18 protein-coding genes are annotated in these 17,882 nt (G+C 41.9%); 2 read left to right on the forward strand and 16 right to left on the reverse strand.

Annotated features, from left to right (window positions below; all coding sequences use genetic code 11):
- Positions 1 to 134 precede the first annotated feature (134 nt).
- From glgD to BMW61_RS06540, 4 genes are all read right to left on the reverse strand, one after another.
- Positions 135 to 1,253, reverse strand: coding sequence for a glucose-1-phosphate adenylyltransferase subunit GlgD (gene glgD, locus BMW61_RS06525; RefSeq protein ID WP_091820456.1), 1,119 nt, complete (start codon positions 1,251 to 1,253; stop codon positions 135 to 137).
- The gene (locus BMW61_RS06530) at positions 1,253 to 2,395 is read right to left on the reverse strand and encodes a glucose-1-phosphate adenylyltransferase (protein ID WP_022761416.1); all 1,143 of its coding nucleotides are present in this window, start codon (positions 2,393 to 2,395) and stop codon (positions 1,253 to 1,255) included. The genes glgD and BMW61_RS06530 overlap by 1 nt, the downstream gene beginning before the upstream one ends.
- Positions 2,396 to 2,560: 165 nt before the next feature.
- Complete coding sequence (locus tag BMW61_RS06535) at positions 2,561 to 4,255, reverse strand: extracellular solute-binding protein (RefSeq protein WP_091820457.1); 1,695 nt, start codon at positions 4,253 to 4,255, stop codon at positions 2,561 to 2,563.
- Positions 4,256 to 4,386: 131 nt separating this feature from the next.
- A complete protein-coding gene (locus tag BMW61_RS06540; RefSeq protein WP_049946072.1) occupies positions 4,387 to 4,845 on the reverse strand; it encodes a CAP domain-containing protein in 459 nt (152 codons plus the stop codon).
- Between the two features lie 302 nt (positions 4,846 to 5,147).
- On the opposite strand from BMW61_RS06540, the gene BMW61_RS06545 reads away from it, so the two are divergent.
- Complete coding sequence (locus BMW61_RS06545; protein WP_022761413.1) at positions 5,148 to 5,408, forward strand: hypothetical protein; 261 nt, start codon at positions 5,148 to 5,150, stop codon at positions 5,406 to 5,408.
- Positions 5,409 to 5,456: 48 nt separating this feature from the next.
- Here the strand turns inward: BMW61_RS06545 and BMW61_RS06550 are convergent, their stop codons facing one another.
- From BMW61_RS06550 to BMW61_RS06600, 11 genes are all read right to left on the reverse strand, one after another.
- Positions 5,457 to 5,936, reverse strand: a complete 480-nt coding sequence (locus BMW61_RS06550; protein ID WP_091820461.1) for a hypothetical protein — start codon at positions 5,934 to 5,936, stop codon at positions 5,457 to 5,459.
- Between the two features lie 29 nt (positions 5,937 to 5,965).
- On the reverse strand, positions 5,966 to 6,937 hold the full coding sequence (locus BMW61_RS06555) for a phage tail tip lysozyme (protein ID WP_091820464.1): 972 nt from the start codon (positions 6,935 to 6,937) through the stop codon (positions 5,966 to 5,968).
- A gap of 14 nt (positions 6,938 to 6,951) precedes the next feature.
- Positions 6,952 to 7,731: a CheR family methyltransferase gene (locus BMW61_RS06560; protein ID WP_022761410.1), complete on the reverse strand. Its 780-nt coding sequence runs from the start codon at positions 7,729 to 7,731 to the stop codon at positions 6,952 to 6,954.
- Positions 7,732 to 7,860: 129 nt separating this feature from the next.
- The gene (locus tag BMW61_RS06565; protein ID WP_022761409.1) at positions 7,861 to 8,304 is read right to left on the reverse strand and encodes a DUF3021 domain-containing protein; all 444 of its coding nucleotides are present in this window, start codon (positions 8,302 to 8,304) and stop codon (positions 7,861 to 7,863) included.
- Positions 8,297 to 8,788 carry a LytTR family DNA-binding domain-containing protein gene (locus tag BMW61_RS06570; RefSeq protein WP_091820470.1) on the reverse strand — a complete coding sequence of 164 codons (492 nt, stop codon included), beginning with the start codon at positions 8,786 to 8,788 and terminating at the stop codon, positions 8,297 to 8,299. Before BMW61_RS06570 ends, BMW61_RS06565 begins: the two co-directional genes overlap by 8 nt.
- A 144-nt stretch (positions 8,789 to 8,932) precedes the next feature.
- Positions 8,933 to 10,033, reverse strand: a complete 1,101-nt coding sequence (locus tag BMW61_RS06575) for a hypothetical protein (RefSeq protein WP_091820472.1) — start codon at positions 10,031 to 10,033, stop codon at positions 8,933 to 8,935.
- A gap of 299 nt (positions 10,034 to 10,332) precedes the next feature.
- On the reverse strand, positions 10,333 to 11,466 hold the full coding sequence (rpsA, locus tag BMW61_RS06580) for a 30S ribosomal protein S1 (RefSeq protein ID WP_022761606.1): 1,134 nt from the start codon (positions 11,464 to 11,466) through the stop codon (positions 10,333 to 10,335).
- Complete coding sequence (ispH, locus tag BMW61_RS06585; protein ID WP_091820473.1) at positions 11,447 to 12,301, reverse strand: 4-hydroxy-3-methylbut-2-enyl diphosphate reductase; 855 nt, start codon at positions 12,299 to 12,301, stop codon at positions 11,447 to 11,449. The genes rpsA and ispH overlap by 20 nt, the downstream gene beginning before the upstream one ends.
- 13 nt (positions 12,302 to 12,314) lie before the next feature.
- Complete coding sequence (gene cmk, locus BMW61_RS06590) at positions 12,315 to 12,977, reverse strand: (d)CMP kinase (RefSeq protein ID WP_091820475.1); 663 nt, start codon at positions 12,975 to 12,977, stop codon at positions 12,315 to 12,317.
- 1 nt (position 12,978) lies between these two features.
- A complete protein-coding gene (locus BMW61_RS06595) occupies positions 12,979 to 14,262 on the reverse strand; it encodes a BaiN/RdsA family NAD(P)/FAD-dependent oxidoreductase (RefSeq protein ID WP_091820477.1) in 1,284 nt (427 codons plus the stop codon).
- Between the two features lie 21 nt (positions 14,263 to 14,283).
- Positions 14,284 to 14,838, reverse strand: coding sequence for a TetR/AcrR family transcriptional regulator (locus BMW61_RS06600; protein WP_091820479.1), 555 nt, complete (start codon positions 14,836 to 14,838; stop codon positions 14,284 to 14,286).
- Between the two features lie 253 nt (positions 14,839 to 15,091).
- On the opposite strand from BMW61_RS06600, the gene BMW61_RS06605 reads away from it, so the two are divergent.
- Positions 15,092 to 15,901 carry a hypothetical protein gene (locus BMW61_RS06605; protein WP_091820481.1) on the forward strand — a complete coding sequence of 270 codons (810 nt, stop codon included), beginning with the start codon at positions 15,092 to 15,094 and terminating at the stop codon, positions 15,899 to 15,901.
- A 107-nt stretch (positions 15,902 to 16,008) separates the two neighbouring features.
- Here the strand turns inward: BMW61_RS06605 and BMW61_RS06610 are convergent, their stop codons facing one another.
- Entirely contained in the window at positions 16,009 to 17,358 is a 1,350-nt protein-coding gene (locus BMW61_RS06610; protein WP_091820494.1) for an NCS2 family permease, read from the reverse strand.
- Positions 17,359 to 17,882 lie beyond the last annotated feature (524 nt).

Raw genomic sequence — 17,882 nt, forward strand, 5'->3', positions numbered from 1 at the left:
CGATAATGATTATTTAAACACTACGTGTTCAATAATATCATAAAGGAAGTTCCATGTGTGGCTAAATTTTTATATTATCCCCTCATCCGTCGCTTCGCGACACCTTCCCCCCCAAGGGGAAGGCTTGGGATAAATCACAAGATATCGTTTCTCTTTACATAGGCGGGTGTAACCGAATCAGAAACTACTCTCTTCACGTTTCTTATATCAGCCCACTTATCTATTACAGCATTCTCGATATGCACGCCATCAGCGATGTTATTGTAAGCAAGAACAATTGAATTTCTTACTACCGCATTCTTACCGATGTGAACATTACGTCCGATTATGGAGTTCTCAACAGTTCCTTCGATGAGCGATGCATTACATATCATAGAATTTGTAACCTTCGCGCCGTGGAAATACTGAGTAGGACATGCATCTGTAGTTTTTGTATAAATAGGCCACTCAGGTCTGAAGAATTCCATTGCAGTACCATAATCAAGAAGCTCCATGTTTGCTCTGTAATAATCATCGAGACTTGTTATCGCTGCGAAGAAACCTCTGTGCTGGAATCCTCTTATATCGAGATCCTTGCATGAAAGGGCGATCATATCAGCCAGAGAATATGCAGAGGATTCTTTTCTTGACTTCTTAATGAGATCAATGAAAATCCCCTTCTTCATAACATAGGTATCCATGCTGATATTTCTTTCCTTAGCCGTACCCATGTTGCGCTCGATTGACTCGATACCCTTCTGCTTATTAAGAGTCACTGTATTGCAAGCTCTGTAATATTCCTTAGCCTGATCTACTTTGTGATAGAGAAGTGTAATATCTGTCCCTGATGCTACGTGCTCATCAAGGAGTGCCTGATAATCCTGCTTGTAGATCATATAGCTTGGAGCAACAACAACGTAGTCCTGAGGCATACGCTCGATCTGCTCCATATTCTCAATATAGGCATTGATATCAGTGTTGTAAATTGAGCTTGCGCCGTTGTTCTGCGTAAAGAACATCTGGATTGCACCACGTTTGGAGTTGATGTTGTAGTGACGTCCGGAGCCGATGTGCTCAACTATTGATCTGGGTCTGCTGTTGAGGCATACCTGAATTCTGTCGAATCCACTGTTACTCATGTTGGAAATAGGAAAATCGATTACACGAAATCTTCCAAGGAATGAAAAAGCTCCTATAGGTCTGTAATCATGAAGTCCCTCAACGCGAATATAATTAGCGGCGGAATTGATCACGCCAAATGCCTTATTTGCCATTATTTATCATCCCCCTTTACACTTTTTGCAACAAGGAGGATTTCCTCGCTCTTTTTGCTTCCGACAACAGCATTCTTGCCAATGCGTACCCCCTCTGCCACAAGGCATCTGGTAACCGTAGCACCTTCCAGGACTGAAGCATTAGGCATAAGAACAGAGTCTATAACCTTTGCTCCGGGTCCGATCTTTGCTCCGGCAAAAATAACTGAGTTCTTAACCTCTCCTCCGATAGCAGAACCCTGATTGATATAAGCTCTGTCAATCTTGGCCGTTTCTGCGATATATGCAGGTGTCATTCCGACATCCTCTGAATAAATCTTCCAGGATGTATCATCAAGATTAAGCTCGTTCTCACTGTCAAGAAGATCCATATTAGCTTCCCAAAGAGAATCGATTGTTCCGACATCCTTCCAGTAACCGGAGAACTCATAAGCATAAAGTCCCTTGCCTTCATTGAGCATTACAGGGATAAAGTCCTTACCAAAGTCATGGCTGGAATCAGGATTCTTCATATCCTCGATAAGCATCTTGCGCATGGTCTTCCAGTTGAAAATATAGATACCCATGGAAGCCAGATTGCTCTTAGGCTTAGCGGGCTTTTCCTCGAACTCTATAATGCGTCCGTTGCCATCAGTGTTCATGATACCAAAACGGCTTGCTTCCTTCTTCGGAACGCCGCGAACAGCGATGGTCGCATCTGCCTTATGCTCTTTGTGGAATCTGAGCATCTTATCATAATTCATTTTGTAGATGTGATCTCCGGAAAGAACAAGAAGATACTCCGGATCGTATGCATCGATGAAATCAATATTCTGTGAAATTGCATCAGCGGTTCCGCGATAAACATCGAGTCCGGAATCTGCCTTTTCTCTCGGAGTCAGAACGAATACTCCGCTGTCCTTTGTATCCAGTCCCCAACGTCCGCCGGCTGCAACATAACTGTTGAGAAGTACCGATTCGTACTGAGTAAGGACTCCGACAATATCAATTCCACTGTTCGCACAGTTACTAAGCGGAAAATCAATAATGCGGTATTTTCCTCCGTATGCTACAGCAGGTTTTGCAACCTTGTTTGTGAGCTCGTGGAGTCGGCTTCCCCTGCCACCTGCAAGGATCATAGCCAGCATATTAGTCTGAGCCATATTGTTTATTCCCCTCTCTATATTTATAAAAACTTTATAACTTATATTCTAAGCGTTATGCACAATATTTTCAACGAAAAATCATGCTTTTCGGCAATTTTTGACATAGAAAAACCGGAGAATTTAACCTCCGGTTTTCATATCAATCATGTTTGCATAAAATGATCACTTATATAATGCGTCTATCTGTTCCTGTAAAACAGCCGTAACATCATCAATCCCCTCAAGTGCAAGCTCATCCTGCATTTTTGTCACGATATCTTCAGCTGTACCATCATACTTTCCGTAAGAAATCTGTTTCATATAACTATTGTAAATTTCATTACACTTTTCTATCTTGCCTTCTATCTCGATTTCATCCGGAACAAACTGCCCATAGGGATAGTCAATCTTCTTTTTCTCATAGGCTGTGTAAAGCTCATCTACCGTATCCCAGTTGGTCTTTGCGTCGCGAATCTCATTATTGTCGTTTCTGCCCCACCAGAAGTTGGTTATGTCATATATATTGTCAGCTTCCGGATTATAGCTTTCAGGCTGATCGCGAAGCCCCTGCTCGTTTATCGAATAAGAAACTCCCTCTATTCCATAGCATATCAGTCTATAGCAGACAGGATCGTTTCGCAAAAGATCATATACCATAAGTGCTCGCTCAGGATTTTCGGAAGCAGCTGAAACTGCCATAGCCCCGTGGGTGATTATAGGAGCCACAAGGTTCCCGTTTTCCTGCCCAAAGTAAAAGAATCCTGAGCTTGCATCCGGATTGTCCTGATATAGGATATTTTCACCGGTCTTTGAGCAAAGATTTACATAAGTCTGTGTGTGATGCTGTTCCAGCGCAACCTGTCCTTTTCTGTATTCCTCACGATTATCAGCGCTGCTGTTCGTCATAACATCCGAAGGCCACACTCCCCTGGCATCCCACTCTTTCATGAGCCTTGCATATTCAATAAGCATATCCGTATCCTGCATCGCAGGAACATATAGTGTATAAGGATCTTCCAATGTCCCGCCCCACAGATTGGATGAACACAGCCCCTGAATAGGTACATAATCGCTATGAGAAACTATCCATCCCTCTGCCATATTAAGATACTGGGTACCATCAGCATCCCATACTTCCTTAAGTTCAGGATGAATACTCCTGACATTCTCCAGATACCTGGTTAACTCTTCCCAGTTTGTAATGCCATCTTCCAGCCCCAGTTCCTTGGCAAAATCCATGCGATAGATAAATCCATGGTTTGTCCACTGTGTATAATTATCCTCGGGCATAAAGTAAATGTCGTCATTGTACTTGCACATATCCCAATGTTCAGGTGTAACCGACTCATAGGTAAGGGGGGCATATTTTTTCAGCAAATTTTCCGACAGGGGTAAAAAGACACCTTTTTTTGCATTGATCCATCCGTCAAGCCAGTCAGTAGAAGCTCCCACAAGGTCCACGCTTCCATCAAGCAATGCCAGCTTCTTATTATAGTTTTCGAGGTAGTTATCCCATTCCACAAAATCAATATTAAGCTCTGCATTGACCTTTTCATTAAGTGTCTCATTAAGCTCAGCTATGGTCTCCCTGAGTCTTTCAGCCGCTTCTCCAACCGGCTTATCTCCTGTCGTAAGATAAGTTATGACAACATGCTCCGAGGTATCAATACCTGAAGTATCAAAACCGCCCTCTTCTTCACTCTCTGTAAGTGAAATGCCGGCAGTCCCGTTCTGCATTTCTTCGGACACAACAAAACCGCCCTCCTGCTCTGAAGCAGTAGGCTCGGCAGGCTCATTCGGAGGAACCGCTTCATTACACCCTGCCGTACCGAGCACAAGTATTAAGCTAATAATTGCGGAAAGTGCCCGTCTACTCATAAAAACTCTCCTGGTTACGTAAACTACATATACAATTTAATTATGTCATAAAACAGCGATGGGAATTATTATATTTATATAAAAAAACAGCCATCCTTTCGTAAAGGAAGAATAGCTGTTTCCCATAGTATTCAATTAAATTCGCAGGCGATATAGGCCACTCCGTTTGCATCCTCGTAGCAGGCAATTCCTATCTGCGTGGACTTGCTCAAAAGATTTGCCCTGTGAGACGGGCTGCGATACCAGGCCGCCATTATATTCAGCGTTCCTTTTTTCTCATCATTGTCCGCGCGTGCAAGATTTTCGCCATAGATGCCGGAACCAACTGTATACCATGCGCTTCCGTCAGGTCTCGTGTGATCGAATCTCGCCGGCAGTTCGCTTGCTCTGATAGCTGCGGACTGGTTAAGCGAATCCGATACAGCAAAAGCAGGAAGCCCTAATTCACCTCTGAGCGCATTCATGTAGGCAACCACCTCACCGGTATTTACCGTCTTTGCCCTCGCGGTGATACCGCCCGATACAAAAATCATAACTGTGATACACAAAATAAAATGAAGCTTAAGTAGCCTGATCCTTGTTATACTCATATTCAATTTCCCCCTCAACAAAATAATAATCTCCATGTGGGCGACCATATTTTTATAAATATATTATCGTACAAAAATTTCAAAAAATTATAAAATTCCTGTAAATTTTTGCCGAATTATATCATTTCCATGATTATATACAATAAATAGTCGGATAATTGACAATTTTTAGAAAAAATTTCACTTGATTTTAATAATACTTGATAGTCTGCTTCCTTTGTGGTAATGTATATGTAGTTTTAAATACTACATGAGATAGTTATTTTTATTATCTCATTGTGGATTGCATATTGGAGGAAGGTATGACAGCAAAAGAGTTAAAGAGTTTTTTCAAAGAACACCTCGTTCCATCCAAACTGTACAAGATTGGTAAAGAGCGTGACGGCAGAGTGTGTCTGACCAAGAATAAAGAATTTTGGGAAGTGTATTTTCTGGATCATAAGAAAAAGATCGGTCTTATGAGATATACCGATGAGAATAGTGCATGTCTTTCCATGATGAATGAGCTCAGAAAAATAATGGAAAGTTTTTACGAGATAACCTGGAAACCAACCAGAGCATAATAAAAGGCTATATCCGCAACTTACGGATATAGCCTTTTTCTTTTGTTTTTAGCTTCTGAAATATAGGATTGCACAAACAATTGATAATGCCCAGAACATGAACCCTACGTAGGTTGTCCATCTGGAACTGTCATATTTTTCCTGTGCGATGTAGTTTTCCTTTATTAGTTCTATTCGTTCCTCCTCGTGACCGTCATAAAGCGGAGGTCCGGCTTCTTCCTCTTCACCCTCTGCCTGTTCTTCGGATTCAGCCTCTTCCTCAGCTGCGTCCTCCTCGTCCGTCTCAAGCGCGATATCTTCTATGGTTGGTTCTTCAGGCTCAGGAACAGGCATCTGAATATCTTCTCCGGATATTTCAGCAGTCCCGGGACCTTCCTGTTCTCCATTTTCTTCATCCTCATGCCCCAGCAAATTGGGATCCTTGAGTTCCGGCTTAGGCGGTCTGTTAAACTCTCCTGCAGTAAAAAATCCCATTCCTACAAGGAATATGAAAAGTGAATAGACCAGATATATCTTGTTATGCTCCATATAAGTCCTACCTCACAAGAAAAGTATACTTAATATTTTTGAATCTCAATGCCTTCAGGTGACACTTTTTTCAGCTTTTTGGCATATTTCTTTTTAACAGCCTTCTTGACATAAAATACAGCAGTTTCACTTATGTCTCTAAAGCAGGCCTTTCCGAAGGTTTTTATTTTCTTTGACTTGATTGTAATTTCATTAAGATGCGAGCAGCCTGCAAAGGCACACTTTCCTATTTTGGTTACATTCCCTCCTATTGTTACGCTTTCAAGGTTTTCATTATCCTCAAAAGCCCTTGGAGAGATCGCCGTTATTTTGGCGGTAATATTACCTATCTTGACTTTTCCCGGTATTTCAAGAGAAGTCACTTCTTCATCAGTCATCTCTAAGAATGTGACCTCAAAATCTCCCGTTGCCTTAAAAATGCCTATATCAGTTTCATAGGTTTTACCCTTCTGAAGCTTGGTCTTTACATTTTTATACTTTGGCCAGTAATAATCACGCGCAAGCTCGCCTCTTTCCCTGGCCCGTTCCTCCTTGTCCGCAGGTACTTCAAAATAGTAGCACCAATCATGTCCCGCTCTATAAGCCCCTGATTTTGAATTTTTCACCCCACGAAGAACCGAGCATGTGTATGGATAATACGTGTCCAGCTCATATTCAAGGTAATAGAGCTGCCCTTCCAGATCCTCCCAATCATACCCGTGGTCATCACACCAGGCTCTAAGTCTTGACATTCTCTCTGCGTGCCATTGGCAAATACCATAGCTTGTACCACCATCAGATAATGCATTTGTCCTAAACGAGGATTCCTTCTCAATATTTGCAAGAACACCGGCACCGGCAGCATTGTTGAAATTCATTTCTTCTCTCAGGAAAAAGAAAATCTTTTCCTCATTGCTACTTCCATGCAAAGATGCAGCCTTTGCGCCAATACTCGGCGCAAACAGACTGCATCCTAATATACATATTGTCCCCAGTATTATTTTTCCCCAAACTTTTTTCATATATGTTCCCCTTTTTACATCGGCTTTTCGTAATAGAATGAGCTCTTTCTGATAAAGCCAATCTCCTTATAATTTATAATCTGCTCTGTACTACCTATGAACAGCACTCCACCGGGAGCAAGAGAAGCATAGTACTTTCTGAAAATCTCGTCCTTAGCTTCCTCTGTGAAATAGATAAGTACATTTCGACATACAATAAGGTGATAATCCTTCGGATAAGGCTCTCTCAAAAGATCTGCCTGCTTAAAGTTTACACGCTTTTTGACATCATCGCAAACGCGCCACTTATCGCCTTCCTGCGTAAGATATTTCTTCTTAAGGTCAGCCGGAACGCCCGATACTTCCTTGGCATCATAGACACCCGCTCTTGCCTTCGCAAGTGCTACGGTATCAATATCCCATGCCATGACATTTATCTGATTGAGCGGCACATGATTGGACATGAGCATGACAATCGTATATGGCTCATCACCTGTAGAGCAGGCAGCACTCCAAATCTTCAGGTTCTTACCAAACCTGTTCATGAGCTCCGGCACCATCTGCTTATCCATCAAATTCCACTGATCGATGTTTCTGAAAAACTCGGAAACATTGATTGTAAGATAAGTAATAAAGGTTTCTCTTGCAGTCTGGTCCTTTTTGATAAGATCCATATACTGATCATAACCCTTACATTCCGTCTTACCGATGAGCGTATCAATTCTGCGCTTCATCTGCTTTTCTTTGTATGCATTAAGATCAATCTTTGTGAGCTTATAAACTTCGCCTTTAAACCACTCATAATCAACTGCCATATCTTATAACCCCCTTATAAGTTGATACGTAAGAAAAATAAGCGATTATCACTATTTTCATTGTAGCCCACATCATAGATGAATGTAAAATTAAATATATATAAACATAATTATGTAAATATAACTAATTCAGTTTATCTGCTTATTTGAGCGTATCGCTCTAATATCATCATTCATCTCTCTGATATACTTCCTATATGCCAGATAATTAAACAGCCATATGAGAAAATAACATACCTGAAAAGCCACTGAAATTATCCAAAATACAGGATTATCAAGTCTTAGCCACCCCTGCACAGCAGCAAGTATAATGAATCCCGAAAAAGTTATAACAAAATGGGTCGCAGTTGCTCTAAAAATGCTCCACTCCTCTATTTCATACATAACGCTTCCCCCCATGGGTATAGCGCCGTATATTCCTCCTGCCAAAAGTTTCAAAAAGATTTCGCCGGTAAACACCATAGGGCCATCCGCATTACCATTAGCCAAAAAGCTTATGAAAACACCAATAGCCAGTCCTATCCAAAATCCTATTGTTGCTAAAACAATTCCTTTTTTTATCAATCTATTCATGATACTCACCACCTCTTCGCATAAAGCTAAGCCTCTTCTGCAAGTCCTTAACAAAGCGTCTCGCAACCCAGGTTTCGCTTCCATCTTCAAAGGATACATGAATAGTACCGGTAATACTCAGATCAAACCCTGAAATCCTTTTAATATTAACTATTTCTGCGCGGCTTATTCGTGCAAAAAATCTTTTATCAAGCCTGTCTTCCAAGTCGCGCAGTGCTCCCCTTACTTCATAAACACCCGCCATGGTACGCACCTTCAGCTTTCTGCTCTCGGTATATATACGAATAATATCGTTAATCTCAATTAGTATCTCCTTATCCCTGTCCTGAACTACTATTTTGGACATAATATTCCCGAGTGCATACTGCTCGATACTCTTTATAATGTTTTCTACCAGTTCATTCTTTTCACTGGCTCTGATTATCACCTGCGGCTTATCATGCTCAGGGTCATACTCGAATCGAATGTTAATTCTATCATCCATATAGAGTAAGCACTTTCCGATTTATACGTTATATTTTAGTCTTCATAATGAAAACATATTGCCAGGAAAAACATGTATTTCTCTCACAATTATACTATATTTCACTATGGTTCAAAACTAAAATACGTACATGAAAGAGCCCCCTTATTTCACTGTTATTCTAAATGTCCCTTTGACAACTCCCTTTTCATGGTTCTTATCTCCCTGCGCGGTAACCTTAACCGTGATATCATAAGTTCCTTTCTTTACACCCTTCTTGATTGTAACTGCTCCTGTACTCTTATTTATACTTGCTACATTACTTCCCTTTACTATGAAATATCTCTTTTTACCTATAGCCTTGGATGCCCTGAACAACTTGCCATACGGAACTACGAGACTTGATTTTTTAATCTTTGAATATTTAACTTTATAATTCTTGTGTGTCTTTATAGCAATCGGATTCGGAGCCTTTTTAATCTTCCATTTAAAGGATTTATTCTTTTTGCTTCCATCCGGCCATGTATAACCGTTCTTAAGTTTCGCTGTAGCTTTATAACTACCGGCATTTGTTCCTTTATTACCGGTAATTGTATATCCGGTTCCGGAAGCAACACCTGTCTGTGTTTTGCCATTATATACAGGATTATTCACCTGCGGTATACTTGCAATCTTGCGCCCATTCTGTGATGTAGCGCCATCGCCGCCACCGGCTCCTCCATCATCATTTTGTCCTCCTGAACCTGAATTACCGCCGGCAGCTCCGGAATTACCGCCGCCAGCTCCGGAATTACCCCCGGCACCTTCTGCTCCACCTGATCCTGAAGATGACTCATTACCGTTTGGATTATTCTTGTCATATTTACAAACCGTACATATGCCCTTGTCATCAAATTTATGATCCTCACCAATGCTGTATGCCCCGCATACATCACATGTACCACTGTATGTATGGTATGAACTGCTTGTTATGGTGATGGTTGCATTAGGATAATCAGAATGGTGTTCAGTCCGTGTCGTATCCGGTTGTTCTCCATATGCATTTACAGCTGTTCCATCGAAAATTTTTCCGCACTCAGTACACTCTGTACAGACGGTATGAGTAGTCCCAGTCTGGGATATAACATGATCCTTATATGAATGAGCATAACCGCATACTGTTGCAGCCGCATGCACATGTATACCATCCATAGTTACAAAAGCCATAGACACGGTCATTGCAATTGTCATGACCGTCGATATCATTCTAAAAAATCTTCTTTTCATAGGCCGCTTCCTTTCCTGTCTTTCCTCATAATCGATTTACAAGTAGTATCAGAATAACTAAATGATAGCTTAGGGTTATATATGTTCAATAGGTTTTGTCTAAGCGGTCGTTTCCCGTGTCTAAACGGTCATTGGTTTATGTAAATTTTCCGGCTGGTTTATTACTAGTTAATATTGACGTTCAAGGAATAGCAAATCAATTATCTACTATGAACACAAAAAATGGTGTATGTCTATGACATACACCATTTTGCTCAATTTCATATAGGACTTCTATAATGCCTCAAAATCAATTCTGATTATTCAGCATCCTGCTCAGCGATAGCCTTCTCAATATCTACTGATACAACATCACCGCTCTCCTCAGCTTCGTCCTTCTCGGGAGCTGTAAGAGCCTTGATGCTAAGGCTGATCTTGCGATCTGCTTCGTTGAAATCAACTATTCTAGCTGTAACTTCCTGACCGATGCTAAGTACATCTGAAGGCTTCTCAATGTGCTCTCTTGCGATCTGAGATACATGAAGAAGTGCGTCGATGCCGGGCTCAAGCTCGATGAATGCACCAAAGTCAGTCATTCTTGCAACCTTACCGGTTACCTCGTTACCAACTGCATACTTGGAATCAGCATCCTTCCAGGGATTCTCATCATCAAACTTTCTGGAAAGAGCGATCTTGCTGCCGTCGATACCCTTGATCTGAACCTTAACTGTATCGCCAACCTTGAAGGTCTTCTTAGGATTCTCAACACGTCCCCAAGACATCTCAGAGATATGAAGAAGTCCGTCTGCGCCGCCGAGATCGATGAATGCACCGAAATCTGTAACGTTCTTAACAACACCTTCAACGATATCGCCAACACCGATTGTCTCAAACAGCTTCTTAGCCTGCTCAGCCTTCTCAGCTGTGATGAGCATCTTGCGGTTACCGATATATCTTCTACGCTTAGGATTGTACTCTGTAACTACGAACTGGATCTCCTGTCCTTCGTACTTGGAAAGATCCTTCTCGTAAGTATCTGATACAAGACTTGCAGGGATGAAGATACGAACTTCATCAACTACTACTGTAAGACCGCCATCGAGAACCTGAACAACCTTAGCTGTAAGTACCTCCTGGTTGTTATAAGCCTCTTCGATACGCTTGTTTCCTCTGTCGAGGGCAAGTCTCTTGTATGAAAGGATAACCTGACCGTCTGCATCATTGGTCTTAAGGACTTTGACATCCATTGTGTCACCTTCCTTAACAACCTGAGTAAGATCGATACTGTTATCGTTACTATACTCGCTCTTGGTAAGTACACCATCTGATTTATAGCCAATGTTAAGAATAATCTCATCAGGCTTCACAGATATAACAGTGCCTTCAACGACCTCCCCCGTATGAATTGTTTTGAACGACTCATTGAGCATTTGTTCAAAAGATTGTTCTGACATGATTCTGAACCTCCTCGATAATGTTCTTTGGGGTGGACGCCCCGGCGGTAATACCCACTAGTTTAACCGCTTTAGGAAGTTCTAAATGCAAGTCATCCAGTGTCTGAATAAAATATGTATTGGCACACTTCTTACTGCATATCTCATACAGTTTCCTTGAATTAGAACTGTGCGCTCCGCCTATCACTATCATAGCATCGACTTTAGCAGCAATAGCTTCCGCTTCTGTCTGTCTTTCTTCAGTCGCACTACAAATAGTGTTCACAACATTAACATTGTAGCGCGTATCTGAAAATTTATCAACGGTTTCTTGAAATTTATTTGTATTAAATGTTGTTTGTGATACTATACAGATTTCCGTTCCCTCTTTCAGGTTTAACGCCTCCGCCTCTTCAGGGGATTCCACCACAAAAACAGGTCCCGTAGCATAGCTCACAATTCCGTCAACTTCAGGGTGTTTTGCGCTGCCTACAACCACTATCGTTTTGCCCTCTGCACTCTCTTTCTCGACTATGTTGTGAATTCTTTTCACAAAAGGACAGGTCGCATCGACATAGTCAAGGCCCTGCTTTTTAATAAGTTCATAGATTTCCTTGCGGATACCGTGGGATCTGATGATTACGATTCCCTCCGTAAGCTTCTTTAAATCCTCTGCACCTTCAATTACCTGAACGCCCTGTTTTTCAAGATCCGAAACCACAGTTTCATTATGAATGATAGGGCCGTAAGTGTAGATTTTTTTACCCTTATTCTTTTCTATCTGGTCATATACCACGTCAACGGCTCTGGTTACACCAAAGCAGAAGCCGGCATGTTCGGCGAGAATAACTTCCATAATGCTTCGTCCTTTACTGTCCCTTATACAGAGATATAATCCTGTCTGCCACTTCCTCGATTGTCATATAGGAAGAGTCGACCTCCACCGCATCATCTGCCTTTTTAAGCGGTGAATTTTCTCTTGTCATATCTCTGTGGTCTCTCTCCTTGATATCTGCCTCGATCTCATCGATGTTGCAGTTTTCGCCCTTTTCGATAAGCTCCTTGTATCGTCTCTCGGCGCGTACTCTGGTTCCCGCGGTAAGATAAATCTTAAGCTCTGAATCGGGAAGGACAACAGTTCCGATATCTCTTCCGTCCATGACAACATCTGTGGTCTTAGCCTGCTTTCTCTGAAGCTCCACAAGCTTTTCCCTAACCTTCGCATTTGCGCTGGTCTTTGAGGCCATAGCGCTTACCTCTTCTGTCCTGAGGAGCGAGTTAACGTTTTCTCCGTTAAGATAAACTACCTGCTCTCCGTTCTCATGTCCTATGGAAATATCTGCGCTGTCGATGTTCTTTTCAATCTCTGCACTATCATCTCCGGATACACCGTTTCTTATCATGTGAACGGCCATTGCACGGTACATAGCGCCTGTGTCAATGTATATGAATCCAAGCTTCTTGGATACGATCTTTGCAATTGTACTTTTGCCTGCTCCTGCAGGTCCGTCTATGGCAATACTGCTTCCCATATTAGTTCTCCTTTTCTGTTGTTGCTGCGGATTCGCCCGCCAGGTGTCCCGTTGACCAGGCTATCTGCAAATTAAAGCCGCCGGTCTGAGCATCTACGTCTATAACTTCGCCGGCAAAATAGAGCCCCTTTATCTTTTTGGACTCCATCGTCGAGGGATTTATCTCATTCACGGCAACGCCGCCACGCGTGATTATGGCTTCGGGGAAACCGCGAAGTCCCTCAACTTCCATCCTGAGATTCTTGATCAGCGATACAAAAGAAAGTCTCTCTCCTCTTGTTATCGAGTTGACCTGTTTCTCGGGATCTATGCCCGACAATCTTATCATAACAGGTATCATCTTTGAAGGAAAAAGTGAATTCAGGCAGTTTTTAAATTGTCTGTTCTTACCATTTTCAAACTCTCTTTGTATTCTTTTATCCAGTTGTTCTTCAGTAAGTGCCGGCTTAAGATCGAGATGAATCACATAAGAATACTTCTCTCCCTTTTTGTCAGCCTCCTCGTAATAACAGCTGGATGTAAGGATCAGCGGTCCGCTTACGCCAAAGTGCGTAAACAGCATCTCTCCGAATCCGTCATAAACATACTTCTTTTTCTTTCCGGGACCGGACGCAGGAATCTGCTCCAGTTTTATCGCAACATTTTTAAGAGAAAGTCCCTGAAGCTCAGCGCACCACTCTTCCTTGATGTTATAAGGAACAAGTGACGGTGTGGTCTTCGTTACCTTTAATCCCAACTCTTTTGCGAATTTAAGGCCATCTCCGGTAGATCCGGTAGACGGATAAGACAAGCCACCGGTACACACTATTACAGCATCAAATTCACTTATACCGGAATCCTCGGAAACTACGCCCTTTACATGGCCATCTTCTCCGACCTGAATCCACCTGACCTCGTCCTGATATCTGATATCCACTTTGTTTTTCTTAAGGATTCTAACGAGTGTGCTTATTATGTCTGAGGAGTGATCCGACACAGGAAATACCCTGTCGCCGCGCTCCGTCTTAAGCTTACAGCCGTTATCCTGAAAAAGGCGCATTACCGCTTCGTTGTCAAAGCCGTATAGTGCGCTGTACAAAAATTTGGAACCGTGTGGTATTTTATCAAAATACTCAGATATATCGCAGGCATTTGTCACATTACATCTGCCCTTACCGGTTATGTAAATCTTCTTTCCCGGCTTTTCATTTTTTTCAAAAATAGTGACGGCTGCTCCGCTATTCGCCGCGGAAATAGCCGCCATCATTCCGGCTGCACCGCAGCCAATTACAGCAACCTGCTTCATAAAACTCCAATTACTCCAAAATCAGGAAAGTCTGAATGCCTCATATGCTGACTCAAGCATTGAAACAGACTCAGCCTCTTCAAGGTCAAAATCCCCGGTTACAGCCATGCAGCCTGCGCCGTGGATAAACACCCACATCTTCATGAAAAGCTGCTCCGCATCCGGAACACCCTGATCCTTAGCCTTTGAAACCTCTCTTACAACATTGTCATCAGAACCGTTGACAATATCATACATGCTACGTCCCTCAAGCGCATTCGCAGTAATAAACAGAAGCTTAAAAAGATTCGGGTACTTCTGCGCAAAGGTGATATAGCTAAGTCCAAGATCAATGAAGGGCGTATCATGGTTATTACCGGTTTCCCTGCAATGCTTCTCGAAGGTATCTACCGCCTTGGCGATGACATCCTTTTTAAGTTCATCCATATTCTCATATATTCTGAAAATAGGCTGTGTTGAACATCCTGCAGCTGCGGCAAGACGTCTTGACGTGATCTGATCAAAGCCCTCTTTCTTAGTGATTTTAAATGCAGCATTTACTATTTCTTCCTGCGTAATCGTGGCTTTTCTTGACATAGGATTCCCCTCCGTTTAAGCATATTGTTAATCGTATCATGTGTTATTATTTTAGTGTTTTGAAATTCTCATGTCAATCGGGAACTCTGTAAAGTCTTAGAACAAATTGAAAGAAACTTTCATTTTTTCTCAGATAAAAAGAAAGTTATTTTCAGACAATAATATAAGTTGTCAGAATATTGCAAAAGTGGTATAATCAATATAGGTATTTATGTGCAGTTATCTGCACGCTTGGGGAGACTGGAGGGTTACTATGGAAGATTTAAGTATTTCAATGGTCAGAACCGGCACAGAAGCTATACGCCCCACTCAGACAGCGGATACCACCAGTAAGGCTGCGGAAACCCTGAAAGAGCAAAATAAAGATGACAGTTCGAGAAAAGAACGAATCCAAGAGGTTCTTAAGGATGTTATAGCTGTATCCAAGGATGGTGATACTGCACAGGCAAGTAAAATCTCCCAGGATAAACTGAAAGAGACCGAAGAGATTGGCGATGTCAAGGAGCTCAAAACCAAACAGGACGCAGGCCCTTCTCCTGCTGAACGCGCTATTGAAGATGCCGAGAAGGCAAAAGCCCAAATTGAAGAGGCACACAAAAAAGCTGAAGCTGCAGAAAAGAAAGAGAATCCTTTCAACGAAATAAAGAAAGAGAATCCCTTTAATGCAGAAAAGAAGGAAAATCCTTTTAACGAGCAGAATAAGGCTCCTGAGTTAAGCAAGGTTCACGCAAATCAGCCTACTGTTAATACTAAGAACGCCAATGCTCGTTCCTTTGATTCCTACACTGACGCACAGCTTCGACAGATGTATATAAAAGGCGATATCTCGCGTTATGATTATGATCACGAGATTACCACCCGAGAAGAATCCGGCAATAACAAAAATGCTGAAATACGGGAGGAAAAGGTATTTCAAGAGGGTATCGTAAGAGCCATAGATAACGAGGAAAAGACTGAACGAAGCAGCGCAAATATTGAGCGGGCTTTTGATGAGGAAGCCAATGATAATATGAAAGCCGAACAGCGAATGGCCATGGTTGATGCAGCTGAGCTGACAGGCTAAGCCGGCAGATAAGAATTAAATAACACGAACTTTTTCATAGAAAGAGAGCGCGTACATCGACTGACACTGGATGTGCGCGCTCTCTTTATTATCTGTTTTATAAACTATTACTGGAAGTTGGTAATAAGTGCAACTATTCTAACTGCAAACATTACAAATACAATCCACATAACAGGTGATACGTCCTTAGCCTTGCCAATGAGAAGCTTAACGATAACCCATGCAAGAACTGCGAACATGATACCGGTTGCTATTGAATATGAAAGCGGCATCATAACAAGTGCAAGGTAAGCGCCAAGAGTATCTGCGATATCACCGTCAAAGTTAATATTCTTAGTGCTGGCAACCATAAGCATTCCAACATATACAAGTGCGGGAGCAGTTGCAAATGAAGGGATAGCAAGGAAAATAGGGCTAAGTACAAGTGATACAACAAACATGATACCTGTTGTAAGAGCTGTAAGACCTGTACGTCCGCCTGCAGCAACACCGGCACCTGACTCAACAAAGCTTGTTACTGTTGAAGTACCAAGGCATGCACCAACTGTTGTACCGATAGCATCTGACATGAATACGCTTCCAACCTTGGGAAGGTTTCCGTCCTCATCAAGGAGGTTAGCCTTATCTGCAACACCTACTACTGTTCCTACTGTGTCAAAGATATCAACATAAAGGAAACTGAATACTATAGCAATAAACTCAACAAAATGAGCTGCAGCCCATCCGAAGTTAAACTTGAATGCTGTATCTGCAATTCCGCCGAGCTGAAGTCCTGCTGAAAAATCAGGGAATACATTAGTTGCTGTATACCAGCCTGTAGCCTGTGCAACCATTCCGAGAACCCATGTAGCAATGATTCCGATAAGAACAGAACCTGTAACATGGAAGTGCTCGAGTACGATAATTATGATAATACCAATCAGGCAGAGAACAACGTCTGCATCAGCAAAGCTACCGAGTGCTACTGTAGTAGATTCACTGGGAACGATAACGTTTGCTCCTCTAAGACCGATAAATGCGATGAAAAGACCGATACCTGCAGAAATACCGAACTTAAGGTTCTGCGGTATACTGTTGATGATCTGCTCACGAATCTTAACAAGTGACATAAGAAGGAAAATGATACCTTCTACAAATACAGCTGTTAAGCAGATCTTGAATGCATTCTCACCCTCTGCTGCAAGCTCACCAAGGCAAACAGTGTAAGCAAAGTAAGCATTAAGTCCAAGTCCTGCTGAAAGAGCTATAGGATAATTGGCCATGAATGCCATACAGAATGTAGCAATTGCTGATGCAATAGCTGTAGCTACAAATACACCGCTTGGATTCATTACAGTTCCAAGAATACTGGGGTTAACGGCGAGAATGTACGCCATTGAAAGGAACGTGGTTAAACCGGCAATAATCTCGGTTTTCACCGTAGTATTGTGTTCCTTGAGATGAAAAACTTTCTCCAACATGTTACTCTCCTCCTTTTGCGGGTAGACCGCTGTGCATGAACACATAAGATAAAAAAACCTTTTAAAATATATCATAATTCAGTAGCATCAACAATATAAATAACCACGGAATTAATTGAATTTTACATCCTTTTTGCACAAAAAAGTCCCGCCATCAAATGTCTGTGATTGATGGCGGGATTTCCCTATTCCATAAAAATTTATCAATTAAGACTTGAAGAATTTCATCTCGGAAGTTTGACACCCCAAATCGCTGAAAGCCAGTACTGGCTTTATTTTTTTGTAAAATTTCAACATCTTGTAGACCGTAATGCCGTATTGTGGTACAATAATACTATAAGTTGTGGAGGTGTTCTATGCGGTTAAACAAAGTAAAATCCAAGAATGCAATCTCGTATTACATAATCCGTTCGGTCCGTCGCGGAGGGAAGAATTCTTCTGAAATAGTCAAAAAACTAGGGACTGAGAAATCAATCCGGGAGACCTATGGTGTCGATGATGTCGACGCCTGGGCCAGGGAA

Source organism: Butyrivibrio sp. ob235 (genome assembly GCF_900109475.1).
Classification (GTDB): Bacteria; Bacillota; Clostridia; order Lachnospirales; family Lachnospiraceae; genus Butyrivibrio.